The 15,416-nt window shown below is 49.4% G+C and carries 31 protein-coding genes; 5 read left to right on the top strand and 26 right to left on the bottom strand.

The genetic code is table 11. The features are described from left to right. From CHK_RS07755 to CHK_RS16605, 23 genes are all read right to left on the bottom strand, one after another. A partial coding sequence (locus CHK_RS07755) for a preprotein translocase subunit SecY (RefSeq protein WP_046443480.1) occupies positions 1-466 on the bottom strand: 466 nt, incomplete at its 3' end. Beyond that, on the bottom strand, positions 466-906 hold the full coding sequence (gene rplO, locus CHK_RS07760) for a 50S ribosomal protein L15 (protein ID WP_046443481.1): 441 nt from the start codon (positions 904-906) through the stop codon (positions 466-468). The genes rplO and CHK_RS07755, both read right to left, overlap by 1 nt. Before the next feature lie 11 nt (positions 907-917). Next, entirely contained in the window at positions 918-1,097 is a 180-nt protein-coding gene (gene rpmD / locus CHK_RS07765; protein ID WP_046443482.1) for a 50S ribosomal protein L30, read from the bottom strand. Between the two features lie 11 nt (positions 1,098-1,108). Next, entirely contained in the window at positions 1,109-1,615 is a 507-nt protein-coding gene (gene rpsE / locus CHK_RS07770; protein ID WP_046443483.1) for a 30S ribosomal protein S5, read from the bottom strand. Between the two features lie 15 nt (positions 1,616-1,630). Further along, positions 1,631-1,999 (bottom strand): 50S ribosomal protein L18, encoded by a 369-nt coding sequence (rplR, locus tag CHK_RS07775; RefSeq protein ID WP_046443484.1) that lies wholly within the window; start codon positions 1,997-1,999, stop codon positions 1,631-1,633. A gap of 18 nt (positions 2,000-2,017) precedes the next feature. Then, a complete protein-coding gene (gene rplF, locus CHK_RS07780; RefSeq protein ID WP_046443485.1) occupies positions 2,018-2,554 on the bottom strand; it encodes a 50S ribosomal protein L6 in 537 nt (178 codons plus the stop codon). 15 nt (positions 2,555-2,569) lie between these two features. Then, a complete protein-coding gene (rpsH, locus tag CHK_RS07785) occupies positions 2,570-2,968 on the bottom strand; it encodes a 30S ribosomal protein S8 (protein ID WP_046443486.1) in 399 nt (132 codons plus the stop codon). Between the two features lie 119 nt (positions 2,969-3,087). Beyond that, a complete protein-coding gene (locus CHK_RS16075) occupies positions 3,088-3,273 on the bottom strand; it encodes a type Z 30S ribosomal protein S14 (protein ID WP_082103459.1) in 186 nt (61 codons plus the stop codon). Positions 3,274-3,291: 18 nt separating this feature from the next. Further along, positions 3,292-3,831 carry a 50S ribosomal protein L5 gene (gene rplE, locus CHK_RS07790; RefSeq protein WP_046443487.1) on the bottom strand — a complete coding sequence of 180 codons (540 nt, stop codon included), beginning with the start codon at positions 3,829-3,831 and terminating at the stop codon, positions 3,292-3,294. A 23-nt stretch (positions 3,832-3,854) separates the two neighbouring features. Further along, complete coding sequence (gene rplX, locus CHK_RS07795) at positions 3,855-4,160, bottom strand: 50S ribosomal protein L24 (RefSeq protein WP_330379211.1); 306 nt, start codon at positions 4,158-4,160, stop codon at positions 3,855-3,857. A 22-nt stretch (positions 4,161-4,182) separates the two neighbouring features. Then, positions 4,183-4,551 carry a 50S ribosomal protein L14 gene (gene rplN, locus CHK_RS07800; RefSeq protein WP_046443489.1) on the bottom strand — a complete coding sequence of 123 codons (369 nt, stop codon included), beginning with the start codon at positions 4,549-4,551 and terminating at the stop codon, positions 4,183-4,185. Between the two features lie 51 nt (positions 4,552-4,602). Continuing rightward, positions 4,603-4,866, bottom strand: coding sequence for a 30S ribosomal protein S17 (gene rpsQ / locus CHK_RS07805; protein ID WP_046443490.1), 264 nt, complete (start codon positions 4,864-4,866; stop codon positions 4,603-4,605). Between the two features lie 20 nt (positions 4,867-4,886). Further along, a complete protein-coding gene (rpmC, locus tag CHK_RS07810; RefSeq protein WP_046443491.1) occupies positions 4,887-5,096 on the bottom strand; it encodes a 50S ribosomal protein L29 in 210 nt (69 codons plus the stop codon). Then, positions 5,086-5,529, bottom strand: coding sequence for a 50S ribosomal protein L16 (gene rplP / locus CHK_RS07815; protein ID WP_046443492.1), 444 nt, complete (start codon positions 5,527-5,529; stop codon positions 5,086-5,088). Before rplP ends, rpmC begins: the two co-directional genes overlap by 11 nt. Then, complete coding sequence (gene rpsC, locus CHK_RS07820) at positions 5,507-6,208, bottom strand: 30S ribosomal protein S3 (protein WP_046443493.1); 702 nt, start codon at positions 6,206-6,208, stop codon at positions 5,507-5,509. The genes rplP and rpsC overlap by 23 nt, the downstream gene beginning before the upstream one ends. A gap of 11 nt (positions 6,209-6,219) precedes the next feature. After that, on the bottom strand, positions 6,220-6,606 hold the full coding sequence (gene rplV / locus CHK_RS07825; protein ID WP_046443494.1) for a 50S ribosomal protein L22: 387 nt from the start codon (positions 6,604-6,606) through the stop codon (positions 6,220-6,222). Between the two features lie 21 nt (positions 6,607-6,627). Further along, positions 6,628-6,900: a 30S ribosomal protein S19 gene (gene rpsS / locus CHK_RS07830; protein ID WP_046443495.1), complete on the bottom strand. Its 273-nt coding sequence runs from the start codon at positions 6,898-6,900 to the stop codon at positions 6,628-6,630. A 22-nt stretch (positions 6,901-6,922) separates the two neighbouring features. Further along, positions 6,923-7,756, bottom strand: coding sequence for a 50S ribosomal protein L2 (gene rplB / locus CHK_RS07835; protein ID WP_046443496.1), 834 nt, complete (start codon positions 7,754-7,756; stop codon positions 6,923-6,925). A 24-nt stretch (positions 7,757-7,780) separates the two neighbouring features. Further along, positions 7,781-8,077, bottom strand: coding sequence for a 50S ribosomal protein L23 (gene rplW, locus CHK_RS07840; protein WP_046443497.1), 297 nt, complete (start codon positions 8,075-8,077; stop codon positions 7,781-7,783). Beyond that, positions 8,077-8,697 (bottom strand): 50S ribosomal protein L4, encoded by a 621-nt coding sequence (rplD, locus tag CHK_RS07845; RefSeq protein ID WP_046443498.1) that lies wholly within the window; start codon positions 8,695-8,697, stop codon positions 8,077-8,079. The genes rplW and rplD overlap by 1 nt, the downstream gene beginning before the upstream one ends. Before the next feature lie 27 nt (positions 8,698-8,724). Next, positions 8,725-9,354, bottom strand: coding sequence for a 50S ribosomal protein L3 (gene rplC / locus CHK_RS07850; protein WP_046443499.1), 630 nt, complete (start codon positions 9,352-9,354; stop codon positions 8,725-8,727). Positions 9,355-9,381: 27 nt separating this feature from the next. Further along, positions 9,382-9,690 (bottom strand): 30S ribosomal protein S10, encoded by a 309-nt coding sequence (rpsJ, locus tag CHK_RS07855; protein WP_046443500.1) that lies wholly within the window; start codon positions 9,688-9,690, stop codon positions 9,382-9,384. Then, entirely contained in the window at positions 9,639-9,884 is a 246-nt protein-coding gene (locus tag CHK_RS16605) for a hypothetical protein (protein ID WP_160295613.1), read from the bottom strand. Before CHK_RS16605 ends, rpsJ begins: the two co-directional genes overlap by 52 nt. Before the next feature lie 236 nt (positions 9,885-10,120). Between CHK_RS16605 and CHK_RS07860 the strand changes: the two genes are divergently transcribed. The 3 genes from CHK_RS07860 to CHK_RS07870 all read left to right on the top strand — a co-directional run bounded on the left by CHK_RS07860 (position 10,121) and on the right by CHK_RS07870 (position 12,385). Further along, on the top strand, positions 10,121-10,486 hold the full coding sequence (locus CHK_RS07860; protein ID WP_046443501.1) for a DUF134 domain-containing protein: 366 nt from the start codon (positions 10,121-10,123) through the stop codon (positions 10,484-10,486). A 71-nt stretch (positions 10,487-10,557) separates the two neighbouring features. Next, the gene (locus CHK_RS07865) at positions 10,558-10,914 is read left to right on the top strand and encodes a NifB/NifX family molybdenum-iron cluster-binding protein (RefSeq protein WP_046443502.1); all 357 of its coding nucleotides are present in this window, start codon (positions 10,558-10,560) and stop codon (positions 10,912-10,914) included. Between the two features lie 178 nt (positions 10,915-11,092). Then, positions 11,093-12,385, top strand: a complete 1,293-nt coding sequence (locus tag CHK_RS07870) for a hypothetical protein (protein WP_046443503.1) — start codon at positions 11,093-11,095, stop codon at positions 12,383-12,385. Between the two features lie 58 nt (positions 12,386-12,443). Here CHK_RS07870 and CHK_RS07875 read toward each other — a convergent pair whose 3' ends face one another. Next, entirely contained in the window at positions 12,444-12,716 is a 273-nt protein-coding gene (locus tag CHK_RS07875) for a hypothetical protein (RefSeq protein ID WP_046443504.1), read from the bottom strand. A gap of 256 nt (positions 12,717-12,972) precedes the next feature. Between CHK_RS07875 and CHK_RS15685 the strand changes: the two genes are divergently transcribed. Both CHK_RS15685 and CHK_RS07885 read left to right on the top strand, forming a co-directional pair. Then, positions 12,973-13,305, top strand: coding sequence for a helix-turn-helix domain-containing protein (locus CHK_RS15685; RefSeq protein ID WP_052740448.1), 333 nt, complete (start codon positions 12,973-12,975; stop codon positions 13,303-13,305). Between the two features lie 527 nt (positions 13,306-13,832). Further along, entirely contained in the window at positions 13,833-14,633 is an 801-nt protein-coding gene (locus tag CHK_RS07885; protein ID WP_046443505.1) for a ZIP family metal transporter, read from the top strand. A gap of 78 nt (positions 14,634-14,711) precedes the next feature. On the opposite strand, the gene CHK_RS07890 is transcribed toward CHK_RS07885, so the two are convergent. Together CHK_RS07890 and CHK_RS16080 are read right to left on the bottom strand one after the other, a co-directional pair. Then, complete coding sequence (locus CHK_RS07890; RefSeq protein WP_046443506.1) at positions 14,712-15,149, bottom strand: hypothetical protein; 438 nt, start codon at positions 15,147-15,149, stop codon at positions 14,712-14,714. 99 nt (positions 15,150-15,248) lie between these two features. Further along, on the bottom strand, positions 15,249-15,416 hold a 168-nt coding region (locus tag CHK_RS16080), incomplete at its 5' end, for an EF-Tu C-terminal domain-related protein (protein WP_461949956.1).

A 15,416-nucleotide genomic window follows, 5' to 3' on the forward strand; every position in this document is an offset into this window, starting at 1 on the left:
CCGCTGTGAGGCAGGCGATGATTGTCACATACGTAAACCAAGTTGCATTCGCTTCAACTGCTTGTGTGCCAAGGCCAAGGAGAATACCAATCGCCTGAACAAGACCAAGGATAACGCCGAGGTATCTTGTAATTGCAGCAATCTTTTTCCTTCCGTCGTCGCCTTCCTTGGCGAGACGTTCCAGTCTTGGAATTGCAACCGTCAGAAGATTCATGATGATGGATGCGTTGATATACGGAACGATACCAAGCGCAAAAATCGTCATATTACCAAGCGCACCGCCTGAAAACAAGTTCAGGAATCCAAGCACGTCATAGCTTTCTACCTGGGTTGCAATGAAATCTACATTTACGCCAGGAACCGGAATGAACACACCGATGCGATAGATGAGCAGCATCAGAAGCGTGAACAGAATCTTTTTTCTGATATCCGGCATCTTCCAGGCGTTTGCAATGGTTTTAAACATTATAACACCTCGATACTGCCGCCTGCAGCCGTAATTTTCTGCTCAGCCGTTTTGGTGAACTTTACAGCCTTTACGGTCAGCTTCTTTTTCAGTTCGCCGTTTCCAAGCACCTTGAGTCCGTCACACGCTTTTTTGATCATACCGTTTTCAAGAAGCGTATTTACGTCCACAATCGCACCGTCATCCAGTTTTTCCAAGTCGGAGACATTAACGGTCGCATACTCTTTTGCAAATATATTTGTGAATCCTCTCTTCGGCAAACGCCTTGCAAGCGGCATCTGACCACCTTCGAATCCCGGACGGACACCGCCGCCACTACGGGATTTCTGGCCTTTCTGACCTCTTGCGGAAGTTTTACCAATCCCTGATCCACATCCTCTGCCTACTCTTTTGGGTGACTTTTTCGCACCCTCCACAGGGCCAAGTTCATGTAGTTTCATAGGCTTCCTCCTTATTTTGTCTCTTCAACCGATACAAGATGCTTAACCTTGAACACCATACCCCTGATGGGCGCGTTGTCCGGCCGCACAACTTCCTGACCGATCTTACGCAAACCGAGGGCTTTTACCGTGTCCTTCTGGTTTTGCGCATAGCCAATGGGGCTTTTTACAAGTTTGATCTTTAAGTTCATAATAAGCCTCCTTATTGCAGCTGGTCTACGCTGATGCCGCGCAGGCGTGCAACCTGCTCCGCGCTTCTCAGCTCTCTGAGACCTTCAAGCGTCGCTTTTACACAGTTGATCGGATTGTTTGAGCCCTGTGATTTTGTCCTGATATCTTTGATACCGGCAAGCTCCAGCACCGCACGCGCGGGACCGCCCGCAATAACGCCGGTACCTTCGGCAGCGGGGAGGAGCAGAACTCTTCCACGTCCGAATTTTCCGATTACCTCATGAGGAATCGACGTTCCCTTAAGCGAAACAGTAACCATGTCATGCTTTGCAGCCTGAACAGCTTTCCTGATTGCTTCCGGAATTTCCGTCGCTTTTCCCATGCCAACTCCCACATGGCCGTTTTCGTCACCAACAACGACCAAAGCGGAAAAGCGCATATTACGACCACCCTTAACCGTCTTTGCAACACGGTTGATCGCCACTAATTTTTCTTTTAAGTCAAGAGTACCTGCATCAATCGCTCTATCTTTCTGCAATGTCCGTACCTCCTATCAAAACTTGAGGCCGGCAGCCCTTGCGCCCTGCGCAACCTGAGCTACTCTGCCTGTATAGAGATAACCTCCGCGGTCAAAAACAACTTCGCTGATCCCCGCTGCCGAAGCACGGCGTCCTGCAAGCTCTCCCACCATTTTTGCGGCGTCGGTCTTTGTCGCCTGCTGGCACTTCTCCTTGATTTCAGAATCCATAGAGGAAGCGCTGCAAAGCGTATTGCCAGCGACATCGTCGATAAACTGAACATAAATATTGTTCAGGCTTCTGTAAACATTCATCCGCGGACGGCTTGCCGTTCCGGAAATCTTGTTGCGAATTCTCTGATGGCGCTTTTTTCTAATTTCATTTCTGTCTTTTTTATTAATCATACTGCTCTTACGCCTCCATTACATACCCGTTTTACCAACTTTGCGGCGGATATATTCGCCTTCGTACTTAATGCCCTTGCCCTTATAGGGTTCCGGCGGACGAAGCGAGCGGATATTCGCTGCGCATTGGCCAACTGCCTGTTTATCAATTCCTTTGATGATTACGCTGTTGGGGTTTGGTACCTCAAACGTGATGCCTTCCGGAGCTTCCACTTCTACCGGATGAGAGTACCCAAGGCCAAACACAAGTTTTTTGCCCTGAAGCTGTACCCTGTAGCCGACTCCGACGATCTCCAGATTTTTCTGGAAGCCTTCGGAAACGCCCTTTACCATGTTCGCAAGAAGCGCACGCGTAAGTCCATGCAGCGCTTTGCTTTCCTTTTGATCGGAATCGCGCGTCAGCACGATCTGCTCGCCTTCCTGCTTGATCGTGATCTTATCACTGAATTTTGCTTTCAATTCGCCATTTTTACCCTTGACAGTCACTTCGTTTCCCGCAGTGGTCACGGTCACGCCGGAGGGTAAATCGATAGGCAATTTTCCTATTCTCGACATTTTCTTAACCTCCAACTACCAAATATAGGCGATTACTTCTCCGCCAACCGCTTCACGGCGCGCCTGCGCGTCTGTGATGATGCCCTTTGACGTAGAGATAATAGCGATTCCAAGACCGTTTAAAACACGGGGCAGCTTGTCGTGCCGCGCATACACCCGAAGGCCCGGCTTGGAAATTTTCTTCAGGCCCGAGATGACTTTTTCGCCGCCCGGTCCGTACTTGAGTTTAATTCTCAGCGTACCCTGTACGCCGTCATCTATAAATTCGCAGCCTTTGATATAGCCCTCCTGGAGCAATATCTGACCAATTGCCTTTTTCATATTGGACGCAGGTACTTCTACAACATCGTGTTTTGCAGTAAGACCGTTACGAATGCGTGTCAGCATATCTGCGACAGAATCTGTTACCGGCATATTGTTTCCTCCTTGTTTTGTCCTCGTGGTTAAGGCTAACGGGGTTCAGGTTCCCCTGCTTTCCGCAGCCCGCCCTGCCGCCGCCGCAATTCGCAGCGCCCGCAAGAGCAATTATTACATTACCAGCTCGCTTTTTTCACACCCGGAATCTGACCGCGGTATGCAAGCTCCCTGAAGCAAACGCGGCAAATGCCGTATTTTCTCAGCACGGAGTGAGGCCTGCCGCAAATACGGCATCTCGTGTAATTACGTGTAGAGAATTTCGAGCCTCTCTGCTGCTTTAAAATCATACTTTTTTTAGCCATGATAACCTTTTTCCTCCCTTAGTGCGCAAATGGCATACCCATCTGGGTTAAGAGCTCTCTTGCTTCTTCATCGGTTTCCGCCGTCGTTACAACGATGATATCCATACCGCGGATCGCGTCTACCTTATCGTACTCGATTTCAGGGAACACAAGCTGCTCCTTGAAACCCATAGCAAAATTGCCCCTGCCGTCAAAGGATTTTGCGGAAAGTCCTCTGAAGTCACGCACACGCGGGATTGCAATGCTGATGAGCTTATCAATAAACTCATACATCCTGTCGCCGCGCAGTGTTACCTTAGCGCCAATCTTCATTCCCTCGCGCAGCTTAAAGTTCGCGACGGATTTCTTTGCATATGTAACCACCGGCTTTTGGCCTGCGATAACCGTTAAATCCTCCACTGCGGAGTCAAGGGCCTTCGGGTTATCTTTTGCTTCACCAAGCCCCATATTGATTACAACTTTTTCGAGCTTGGGTACCTGATTAACGTTTTTGTATTCAAACTTCTGCATCATGGCCGGAACGAGTTCCGCCTTGTATGTATCTTTTAATCTTGGCATATCAGATAATTACCTCCCTTCACTCACAGCGATGCGCCGCATTTTTTGCATACGCGGATCTTTTCGCCATCTTTAACTTCATGCCCTACTCTCGTTGCCTTTGAGCACTTTGGGCATACTACCATTACATTGGATGCGTCAAACGCACCTTCCTGCTTGATGATCCCGCCGGGCGTCGTCTGATTTTTCGGTTTTTTATGCTTTGTCAGCATATTCGTGCCCTCGAGGACAACCTTGCCCGCCTTGGGCTCAACCTTCAAAACCTTAGCCTGCTTTCCTTTTTCTTTTCCGGAAATCACAACTGCGGTATCGCCTTTTTTGATTTTCATTGCCATATCTCCCGTGACCTCCTTAAAGAACTTCCGGAGCAAGCGACACGATTTTCATATAATCCCTGTCCCTGAGCTCCCTTGCAACAGGCCCGAAAATACGCGTACCCTTGGGCTGTTTGTTCGCGTCGATAATGACCGCTGCATTTTCATCAAATCTGATATGAGAACCGTCCTGCCTTCTCACTCCTGAAACGGAGCGTACGACAACGGCTTTCACCACGTCTTTTTTCTTAACTACGCCGCCGGGCGTCGCAGTTTTCACAGATGCAATAATCACATCGCCGATGTTGGCTGTCTTTTTAACACTGCCGCCCATCACGCGGATGCACTGGATTATTTTAGCGCCTGAATTGTCTGCAACCTTTAGGCGTGTCTCTGGCTGTATCATCCTGACTCCTCCTTTGCGCGCCTCCTCGCCGAGGGGACGCATCATTCGTCTTTATTTCGCTTTTTCTACAATCTGAACCAGTCGCCATCTCTTGTCTTTTGAAAGCGGTCTTGTTTCCATCAGCTTAACCGTATCGCCCACGCCTGCTTCGTTGTTCTCGTCATGCGCCTTAAGCTTATTTGTATAATTGATGGTTTTACCGTACAAGGGATGCGTTTTCCTGCTCTTTATTGCAACGACAATCGTCTTGTCCATTTTATCGCTCACTACCGTGCCGATTCTCTCTTTGCGGTAACCTCTTGCTTCTTCACTCATCTGAAGACGTCCTCCTTAACTTACTCCGCCACTTTCTGGCTGTTTAGCTCCATTTCCTTTAAAACCGTCTTCACCCTGGCGATGTCCTTCTTCACAAACTGGATGCTGGAAGGATTGTTCAGCTGGCCAGTTGCGAGCTGGAACCGCAGGTTAAAAAACTCAGTTTTCAGATCGCTTAATTTTGCGATCAGCTCATCTTTTGTCATTTCACGCATTTCGTTAGCTTTCATCCTGCTCACCACCTGCCTCGTTATTTAGCTGCTTGATAGCAAACTTGCACTTGATTGGAAGCTTATGCGCCGCACGGGTGAGTGCCGCACGCGCCGTCTCTTCCGAAACGCCCGCCAGCTCGAACATAACCCTGCCCGGCTTTACAACTGCCACCCAGTACTCCGGAGAACCTTTACCGCTGCCCATACGTGTTTCAGCGGGCTTTTCCGTGACCGGCTTATGAGGGAAGATTTTGATCCAAACCTGTCCGCCCCTCTTGATATATCTTGTCATGGCGACACGCGCCGCCTCAATCTGGTTGCTCTTAATCCAGCCCGGCTCCATAGCCACAAGGCCGTAATCACCATAGTTGATCGTATTTCCGCGCAATGCCTTGCCCTTCATACGTCCCCTGAACTGTCTTCTGCGCTTAACCCTTTTTGGCATTAACATTTTTTCTGCCTCCTTCCACTGTCGAAGGTTTTGCTCTATCCTTTAAAGGATTCCCTAAAATCTCGCCTTTATAAATCCACACCTTTACGCCAATCTTGCCGTAGGTAGTGTTTGCTTCCGCAAAACCGTAGTCGATGTCCGCCCTGATGGTCTGCAGCGGAATGGAACCTTCATGATACTGCTCAACCCTGGCGATTTCAGCACCGCCCAAGCGTCCGGAGCACATGATCTTAATTCCCTTTGCGCCCGCCTTCATCGTCCTGCCGATGGACTGTTTCATCGCACGGCGGAAAGAAATACGCTTTTCGAGCTGCTGCGCAACGTTTTCTGCAACGAGCTGCGCGTCAACGTCCACTCTTTTTACCTCGATAATATTGACGGCAACGTTTGTGCCTGTGAGCTTCACAAGGTCTTTCTTCAAAATCTCAACGCCTGTGCCGCCCTTGCCAATAACGATACCGGGCTTACCCGTAAAGATATTGACCGAAATTTTCTGAGCTGCACGCTCGATCTCGATTTTCGAGATACCCGCGGCATACAGTTTTTTCTTTAAAAATTTTCTGATTTTATCGTCTTCCACGATGTAATCGGCAAATTTAGACTTTTTTGCTGTCCATCTGGCATCCCAGTCTTTAATAATACCAACCCGAAAACCATGGGGATGTACTTTCTGACCCATCGTATACCTCCTTATTTGACCTGATCCAAGATTATTGTGATGTGGCTCGTTCTCTTACGGATGCGCGACGCCCTGCCCTGAGCACGGGGTCTGAACCGCTTGAGCGTAGGACCCTGGTCTGCGAAAACTTCCGCGACGAACAGCGTATCTGCCGAGAGGTTCATGTTGTTCTCCGCATTGGCGATCGCGGAATTCAGAACCTTGCCGACAGGCTCTGTTGCGCCGTTTGGCGTATTCATCAAAACCGCCTTTGCGTCTGCCACCTGCATACCTCTGATGAGGTCAATAACCGCCTTCACCTTTCGGGAGGAAATGCGAACATATTTCGCAACGGCTTTTGGTCTTCTGTCTTTTTCTTCTTGCCGTTTCGCGGCTTTTTCTCTTTGTCTCGTAGCCATGAATTGTTACCTCCTTCTTGGTTATCTGGACGATTTTTCGCCCGCGTGCCCACGGAACGAACGTGTGGGTGCGAACTCGCCGAGTTTATGTCCGACCATGTCTTCTGTAACATAGACCGGAACGAATTTTCTGCCGTCATGAACGCCGATTGTGTGTCCTACCATATCCGGGAAGATCGTGGAGGGACGCGACCATGTTTTCAGCACTTTCTTTTCGTTCTTTTCATTCATCTCCTGAACGCGCGCCAGAAGCTTTTCATTTATAAATGGTCCCTTTTTTACTGACCTACTCATATCTGCAAATTCACTCCTTCAATTATTTAGCGTTTCTGCGTCTTACGATAAACTTGTCTGACGGGTTTTTCTTCTTGCGAGTCTTATACCCGAGAGCCGGTTTACCCCAAGGTGTCACAGGGCCCGGACGTCCGACAGGTGATTTACCTTCACCACCGCCGTGCGGATGGTCGTTCGGGTTCATAACGCTACCGCGAACTGTGGGACGAACACCCATATGGCGCTTTCTGCCTGCTTTACCGATGTTGATGTTTTCCTGATCCACATTGCCAACCTGGCCGATCGTCGCTTTCGCGCCGATGAGGATCATTCTGACTTCGCCGGAGGGGAGTCGTACCTGAGCGTATCTGCCCTCTTTTGCCATCAGCTGTGCGGCATTGCCTGCGCTTCTTACGAGCTGCGCGCCTTTGCCGGGTTTTACTTCCACATTGTGGATCATCGTGCCGACCGGGATTGCCGAGAGCGGCAATGCGTTGCCGGGCTTGATGTCCGCCTCTGCGCCGGAAACAATCGTGTCTCCCACTTTGAGGCCGACAGGAGCGATGATGTATCTCTTCTCTCCGTCAACGTAATGGAGCAGCGCGATGTTTGCGCTTCTGTTTGGATCGTATTCGATGGTTGCAACCTTAGCCGGCACGCCGTCTTTGTCGCGTTTGAAATCGATGATCCTGTATTTTCTCTTAGCACCGCCGCCCACGTGTCTTACCGTGATCCTACCGTGCACATTTCTCCCGCCTGATTTCTTGAGCGAAACGAGCAGTGATTTTTCCGGAGTCGTTGATGTAATTTCCTCAAAAGCCGAAACCGACATGAATCTTCTGCCCGGAGAAGTCGGGTTGTATTTCTTAATAGCCATAAATAAGTAACCTCCCTGCCGCGCTTACTGTGCCATGCTTTCGAAGAATTCGATTGTCTTGGATTCTTCGGTGAGCGTCACATAAGCTTTTTTTGTTTCGGGCCTTCTGCCCTCCGTGCGTCCCTGTCTTTTCAGCTTGCCTTCCTTGCGTGAAGTGGTAACCGCTTTTACCTTCACCTCAAAGATTTCTTCTACCGCAGCCTTGATCTGCGTTTTGTTCGCTCCTTTTTCCACTAAAAACGTATAGGTTTTCTTGGGGATAAGGTCGTAGCTTTTCTCTGAAAGAATGGGTTTAATGATAATATCATGGATATCTTTCATTATGCGTACACCTCCTCGATTGCCTGGATCGCGTCCTTTGTTACGATGAACTTGTCAAAATTCAGGATGTCGTACACGCTCAGCGTGGAAGCCATCGTTGTTTTTACGCCCTGAAGGTTTGCCGCAGCGCGCACAACGTCTTCATCCTTGCCGTTTGTGACGATCAGCGCTTTTCCAGCCTTCAGGCTTTTCAGGATCGTTACCATTTCCTTCGTTTTGGGCGCCTTCATCTTGAGGTCTTCCATCACGATGATATCCTTATCTGCAACTTTCTGTGACAGCGCGGAGCAGATTGCAAGCGCGCGTACTTTCTTGTTGAGCTTCGTGGAATAATCCCTCGGCTTGGGAGCGAATACAACGCCGCCGCCCGCCATTTGGGGTGCGCGAATCGTACCCTGGCGCGCCCGGCCTGTGCCCTTCTGCCTGAAAGGCTTGATGCCGCCGCCGCGAACTTCGCTGCGTGTGAGCGCAGACTGTGTGCCCTGTCTCCTGTTGGCCAGGTGTGCAACCACTGCGTCGTGCATCACTGCTTTATTTATCTCTACGCCGAAGACTTCGTCTTTGAGCTGGATCGTGCCAGCCTCTTTGCCGTCGGTCTTATATACTGATACATTTGGCATAATTACTTCCTCCTTTTCAAAGCGGTCTTAAAGCGACTTAACGCTTTTTTTGATTGTTACAAGGCCGCCCTTGGCACCGGGAACCGCGCCCTTGATTAATATCAGGTTTTTGTCCATATCTACCTTTACGACTTCCAGGTTCTGGATTGTTACCTTATCGAAGCCGCCGCGTCCGGGAAGGCGTTTGCCCTTCATAACTTTACCCGGGGATGCGCACGCGCCCATGGAACCGGGGCGTCTGTGGTATCTGGAACCGTGGCTCATAGGTCCTCTGTGCTGGCCCCAGCGGGCGATTACCCCGAGGAAGCCTTTTCCCTTTGAAATACCGGAAACGTCGATCTTCTCTCCTGCTTCAAAGATATCCGCCTTGATTTCCGCTCCCGCTTCGAGGCCTTCCGCGTCGTCGCCGCGGAACTCGCGCAGGTAACGTGTAGGCGTTGCCTTTACTTTGCCAAAATGACCTTTTAAGGGTTTGTTGACGTTTTTCTCTTTGATGTCTCCAAATCCCACCTGCACTGCATTGTAACCGTCTGACTCTACCGTTTTCTTCTGAACGATAACGCAAGGGCCGGCTTTTACTACTGTTACGGGAACGACTCTGCCGTCTTCTGTGAAGATCTGAGTCATACCGATTTTTTCACCCAGTATAGCTTTCATATCTTTTCCTCCGTCTTATCGCTTGTTTTACAGTTTGATTTCGATGTCCACGCCAGCAGGCAGATCGAGGCGCATGAGCGCGTCTGTTGTCTTAGCGTTTGCTTCGAGTATGTCGATCAAGCGTTTATGTGTTTTGATCTCAAATTGTTCTCTGGAATCCTTATATTTGTGCGTCGCACGCAGGATCGTGATGATCTCCTTCTGCGTGGGAAGCGGCACAGGGCCTGAAATCTTAGCGCCTGTACGTTTTGCCGTATCCACAATTCTCTGAGCGCTCTGATCGATCAGGTTGTGGTCGTAAGCTTTGAGCTTGATTCTAATTCTTTGGCTTGCCATTTGTTTACTCCTCCTTCTGATTCACGGCCTGAGCCGCGTTCGCTGACACACATAGCCGTGTGTGTCGTTTCGCTTTTTTTGGACAGGGCGCGTGTTCCTTTCGCATTCCTGTCCTCTTTTGGAGCGTCCGGATCAACGTCCGGGCGATTGTCGGCGGGAACTATCCGGTGGCTTCCGGTAACCTCTCGCTTCATCCCAAAAAATACGCATATAGCGCAACGTACTAAATTATACAACACCAAACCCGCGATTTCAAGGCTTTTTTTCAAGTTTTTTCCGCTTTTTTCAAAAACGGGAAAAATAGTGGTTTTATGAAATATTACGGCACAAGATATGGTAAATGGTATTTTTCGCTTTATTATTGACATATGTTCATAATGTGCTATACTGGTTTCATAAAGAGCATATGCTCATAAAACGAGGGACAGTTATGGCAAGACCAAGAAAATGCAGACGCGTATGCAGTATGCCCGTTCAAAACCGCTTCTCCCCCATCGGCGACGTTTCCCCTTCCGGCGCGGAGCCGCTTGTGATGACTGTGGAGGAATTTGAAACGGTGCGCCTGATCGATTTTGAGAACCTGACACAGGAGGAATGCGCGCAGCGGATGTCTGTGGCCCGTCCTACGGTCCAGAGGATTTATGACGGCGCGCGCAAAAAGCTCGCAGCCTTCCTGGTTGAGGGACGCACACTCAGTATTGAAGGCGGGGATTACAAGCTGTGCAGCGAAACGGAACGCCCGTGCGGAGCGCGCGGCTGTCCGCGTCACAGCGGCTGCCCGCGTCATGGCGCATAACCGCCCCAACGAAAAGGCAGGCCTTTTTACAGGCCGAAAAAACATACTATTATATATAAAGGAGAAACACCATGAAAATTGCAGTAGCCAGTGAAGAAAAAAACGTATCCGGACATTTTGGGCATTGCTCAAATTTTAACATCTTTACCACGGAGGGCAAGTCAATCACCAGCAGCGAAAATGTAGTAAGCCCGGGGCACGACCACAACCTGATCGAATTTTTGGCAGACCGCGGAGTAAACGTCATCATTTCCGGTGGTATGGGCGCGGGCGCGCGCGAAAAATTTGATGCAAAGGGCATTGAGATCGTAACGGGAGCACAGGGCGTTGCAAAGGATGCGGCGCAGGCTTTCCTTGACGGTTCGCTCGTCTCAGACGACTCGGTGTGCTGCAGGCATGAACATGCGCACGAATGCCACGAAAAGTAACCCTTCCCTTCCAACCTTGTACAGATCGCCGGACGATACATCCAAAGGATGTGTGCCCGGCGTCTTTTTTACATTAAAATCCTGTCATTTCACGCATTTTCGTTGTTTCCCGTAAAATGCAATGTTAAAATAGTGGTAAGTCTCGAAATATTTTTGATAAAACAATAAGGAGATATTCATGTCGAAACAAAATAATCCGGCGCTCACGCTCGATGCCAATGGAAAGTCATATTTATATGGAAGCCATCTTTCATGCGGCTGCGTGCCACGTTTTACAGTAAGGTTATCCGGGCCGGTGGACGGCAGTGCGCTGCAAAGGGCAGCGGATCACGCGTTGGAGCGCTATCCCCAGATGGCGGTTGGCGTTGCACAGGATAAGAGCAATTACTTTTTCATTCCGATCGACCTGCCTGCGCCCGTATTTGAAGGCGACGGAAGCGTTGTGCGCCGCATGGGTACGGAGGATACCAACGCTTACCTGTTCTGCATTTCCTACGAAGGAAACACCGTCCATGCCGACTGGTTCCATGCGCTCGCCGACGGTCTTGGTTTTATCGTATTTTTGAAAAGCATACTATATTATTATATGAAGGAAACAGGATTGCCCGTTGAAAACGACGGAAGCATCCGCGATGAAAGCACGTCCTTTGAAGAGGAAGAGGCCGAGGATGCGGTTTTAAACAAGTTGCCGGAAAATGGACGAGACGCATATCCAAGGTTTCCCGCTTACCGTGTGCCGGACGTTTCCACCGCAGGAGATCCTGAGGATACTGTGGTACAGATACGCCTTCCCTTCCAGAAGCTGCGCGGCATTGTAAAGGAATATAAGGCAAGCCCCGTCACATTCATCTGTCCGCTGTTTTCAGCGGCGATTTATGAAAAGCATTGCGCTGACGGCGAATACGAAACGCCCATCATTGCGGCGATCCCTGTAAATATGCGGCCCTATTACCCCAGCAAAACAACGCGCAACTTTATTTCCTGTGCGGGGATTCCTTACGACAAAAAGATGAGCGGGCTTTCATTTGAGGCCATTTTGAATATCGAAAAGGGCCTGCTTGATTTCCAGACGCAGGCGCATGAGCTGGCCTACGACGCAAAGAAAAACGCTGTCGAAATTCTCGAGTTACTTGATTCCGACCTGAGCGTTGAGGAAAAGTGCAGGATTATGGCCGAGTCAATCGAGCAGACCTCCGGCCAGACGACCTATATCATCACAAATTTAGGCAAAATTTCCTTTCCGCCCTCTATGGAACCATATATTGAAGAAATTTATCCCTGCCTGCCTACCGCGCTCAATCCGTTCACGCTGGCTGTGGTGTCGTACAATGACGAGCTTGTGATTAACGTCGCACAGCGCCATACGGATACGGATGTATGCGAGCGGTTTATCAACATACTGAACGAACTTGAGATACCCGCGTATATTTCAAAGGTATTCAATTTTCACACCATGCGCTACGGCGCATAAACAGAAAAGAGCGGCTCCATGTGAACCGCTCTTTTTTTGTGTGGCGTTTATCTTCCGGTTATTGACGCTCTTTACCGGCGAGCTTTTTATTGAGGTCCATGAAACATCCTATTTGCTCAAGGTGTGCGGATACATATCCTTTCCTGTAGGCTGTTTCTTTTTGGAGTTTTAAAAGCTGCTCAAAGCTGCTGACCATGATATCAAATTCATTTAAGTGGTAGGACTCCAAAAGCGGACGCACCCTGTCGTGCGCGTTATGGATGACAGAGCACAGGAAACAGTATTTTTTATTTTTGTTATCTTCACAATTTTCGCAATGTTTTCTAAACATAGCACTTTGCTCCCACCGGTATTGGAATATTGAAAAAATAGAAGTAGTATGTTAGAGTAAGAGAATACAAGCAGACGGATGATAGATGTGACAGTCCTCAATCCGTCTGCCTGTGCGAAAGCGTTCCGCCATACCCATACCCTACCCAAAAGTCTGGCGGTTGCTTTTCATTAAGCATAGTATACTTTATATTTATCAAGTAGTCAACAATTATTTTACTTTCTTGCACGAAAGTATTTTATTAGGAGCAGTATCAATGGAAATATCCGAGAGAATATTACTTTTGCTAGAAGAAAATAAGATTACTGCTTACGAGGTAGCCAAAAATTTAGAATTATCTGAAAGTACTTTTAGCAAGTGGAAAAAGCAGCCTACATCAGGAATCAGTATTGAAGCTATTGTTAAAATTGCCGACTATTTTGGGGTGACTTGTGATTACCTTATTCGCGGCGTGGACGATGTTTCAGAAAAAACCCGTCAGGCAATGGCGCTTCTGCCATACAAGGACTTGATTTCTGCTTTCAGAAGCGCAGACAAAAAGTCCCGCAACATCGTCAATACCGCGCTCGACCTTCCAATCGAAAAATAACGTCATTCAATAAATCGAGGGCAGGCATACAAAATGCCGCCCTTCGGAGGCGCGCCGTACAGTTTGAAAACCAAAACCGTATACGGCGCTCTGCATCCGCCTGCTAAAACAAATGAATTACAACGAGAAACGGCTTCTCAAGCTCCTCGTTGCGGCATTTTGCACACCTGCCGGTGAGCGTACGAAAAATCCTTGCATTATTGGTTCGTACAGCGCGCGCCTAAATCTTAACCATGCTTGCCAAGGCTGTTTCAGGACATTGCCTGCAGGTGGTTTCTGGAGGGCGCTTTTCCCTGTTACTCATTGCCTCGCGCCCGTAAGCAGAGCGGCGTACCATGTTGAATTTTTTGATTGTACGCCGCGACCACGCAAAGGCAATGCCTGTAACAGCTATTTCGAATCCACAATAGGCACATGGGCATCTGCCGGAAAGCAGCCCCATCCCAAATTTTAATGAAAATTGTTTTGCTTATACTGTTTTTGCTTATCTATGAAAGGTAATATTATTTCAAGGGGGAATTTGTGGCATGACGGAATTGAACCCTATGTTGCTTGCACTTGCAGGCACAGGCGTCACTTTTGCAGCAACCGTAATTGGCTCTGCGGTGGTTTTCTTTTTCCGCGGGGAGATCAATCCAAAAATACAACGGGTATTCCTTGGCTTTGCGGCAGGCATTATGATTGCGGCATCCGTATGGTCATTGCTTATTCCGGGCATCGAAATGGCAGAAGAGCAGGGCGTTATTGGCTGGATTCCTGCTGCGGGCGGGTTTGCGCTCGGCGGCCTGTTTTTATTTGCGCTCGATCACCTGTTGCCCCACCAGCATATTGGCAGCGATAAACCGGAAGGGATTCGCGCTCATCTTGGTAAAAGCACAATGCTTGTTTTTGCCGTAACGCTGCACAACATCCCTGAAGGGCTTGCGGTTGGCCTCGCGTTCGCCGTTGCCGCAGACACGGGCGGCGACGCGGTTACGCTAGCATCTGCGATTGCCCTTGCAATCGGCATGGCGCTGCAAAACATACCGGAAGGCGCGGCAATCTCCCTTCCGCTCAAAAAGGAAGGCCTTTCTAACGGCAAAGCGTTTTTATGGGGTGCGCTGTCCGGCGCGGTGGAACCGATTGCCGCAGTGATCGGCGTGCTGCTCATCGGCTCTATTACCGGAATGATGCCGTGGCTGCTCTCTTTCGCAGCGGGCGCAATGATTTACGTAGTGGTAGAGGAACTGATTCCCGAGGCACATCTGGGCGAACACTCGCATTCCGGCACCGCGGGCGTTATGGTAGGCTTTATCGTCATGATGATTTTGGACGTAGCGCTTGGGTAACACAATACAAAACGAAAAACCGGCAGGCAGGATGCGGCAGCCCAAATGGCTTTTCCTATCCCGCAGGCCGGTTTTTGTTTATTCCGCCTGGTTTTCTATTTTTTCCTTAGACTGATCTGCAATTTGCTGCAGCGTGTCTTCAGGCTTTGTCTGCATGTACGTGTCGATTGACGCAATCATACTGTCGATTCCTTCGTTTTCCGTACTATCTACGCCGTCTTTACCGCTGATCTCCGCAAGCACCGCCGCTGCCGCAGCGCGTTTTTCCTCCTGCGGCGCATTGTTCCACTGCTCCCCTGTCCAAACGAGGTAATTAACCGTCGGTGCGGGGCTTGGCGTAGGAGCCGGCGTGGGCTGCACGGTTTCCGCAGGCGGCGTGCTTTCAGCCATGGCAACGCTTTCAGCAGGCGTGATGCTTGCCGACGGCCCGGTCTGCGGCTGCTCTTGCTGCGCACATCCCATGAGTATTGCGGTACAAACCATTACAGCCATACATATACTGGCAATCTTTTTCATTTTTCATTCCTTTATCAGCATTTTTAACAGAAAAGAATCGTACGCTTTGTTGCGTACGATTCTTTGTGCTCTTACTCTGCTGTTTCTTACCATCCGGTTTTATTCGATTACGCCGGATACTACGCCCGAACCTACTGTCCTGCCGCCTTCGCGGATTGCGAACCGCAGTCCTTCTTCGATTGCGATCGGCGTGATCAGCTTGATCTCCATTTCGATGTTATCTCCCGGCATTACCATTTCTGTTCCGCTCGGCAGCTCGATTACTCC

Origin of the sequence: Christensenella hongkongensis (assembly GCF_000981035.1) — a bacterium.
Classification (GTDB): domain Bacteria; phylum Bacillota; class Clostridia; order Christensenellales; family Christensenellaceae; genus Christensenella; species Christensenella hongkongensis.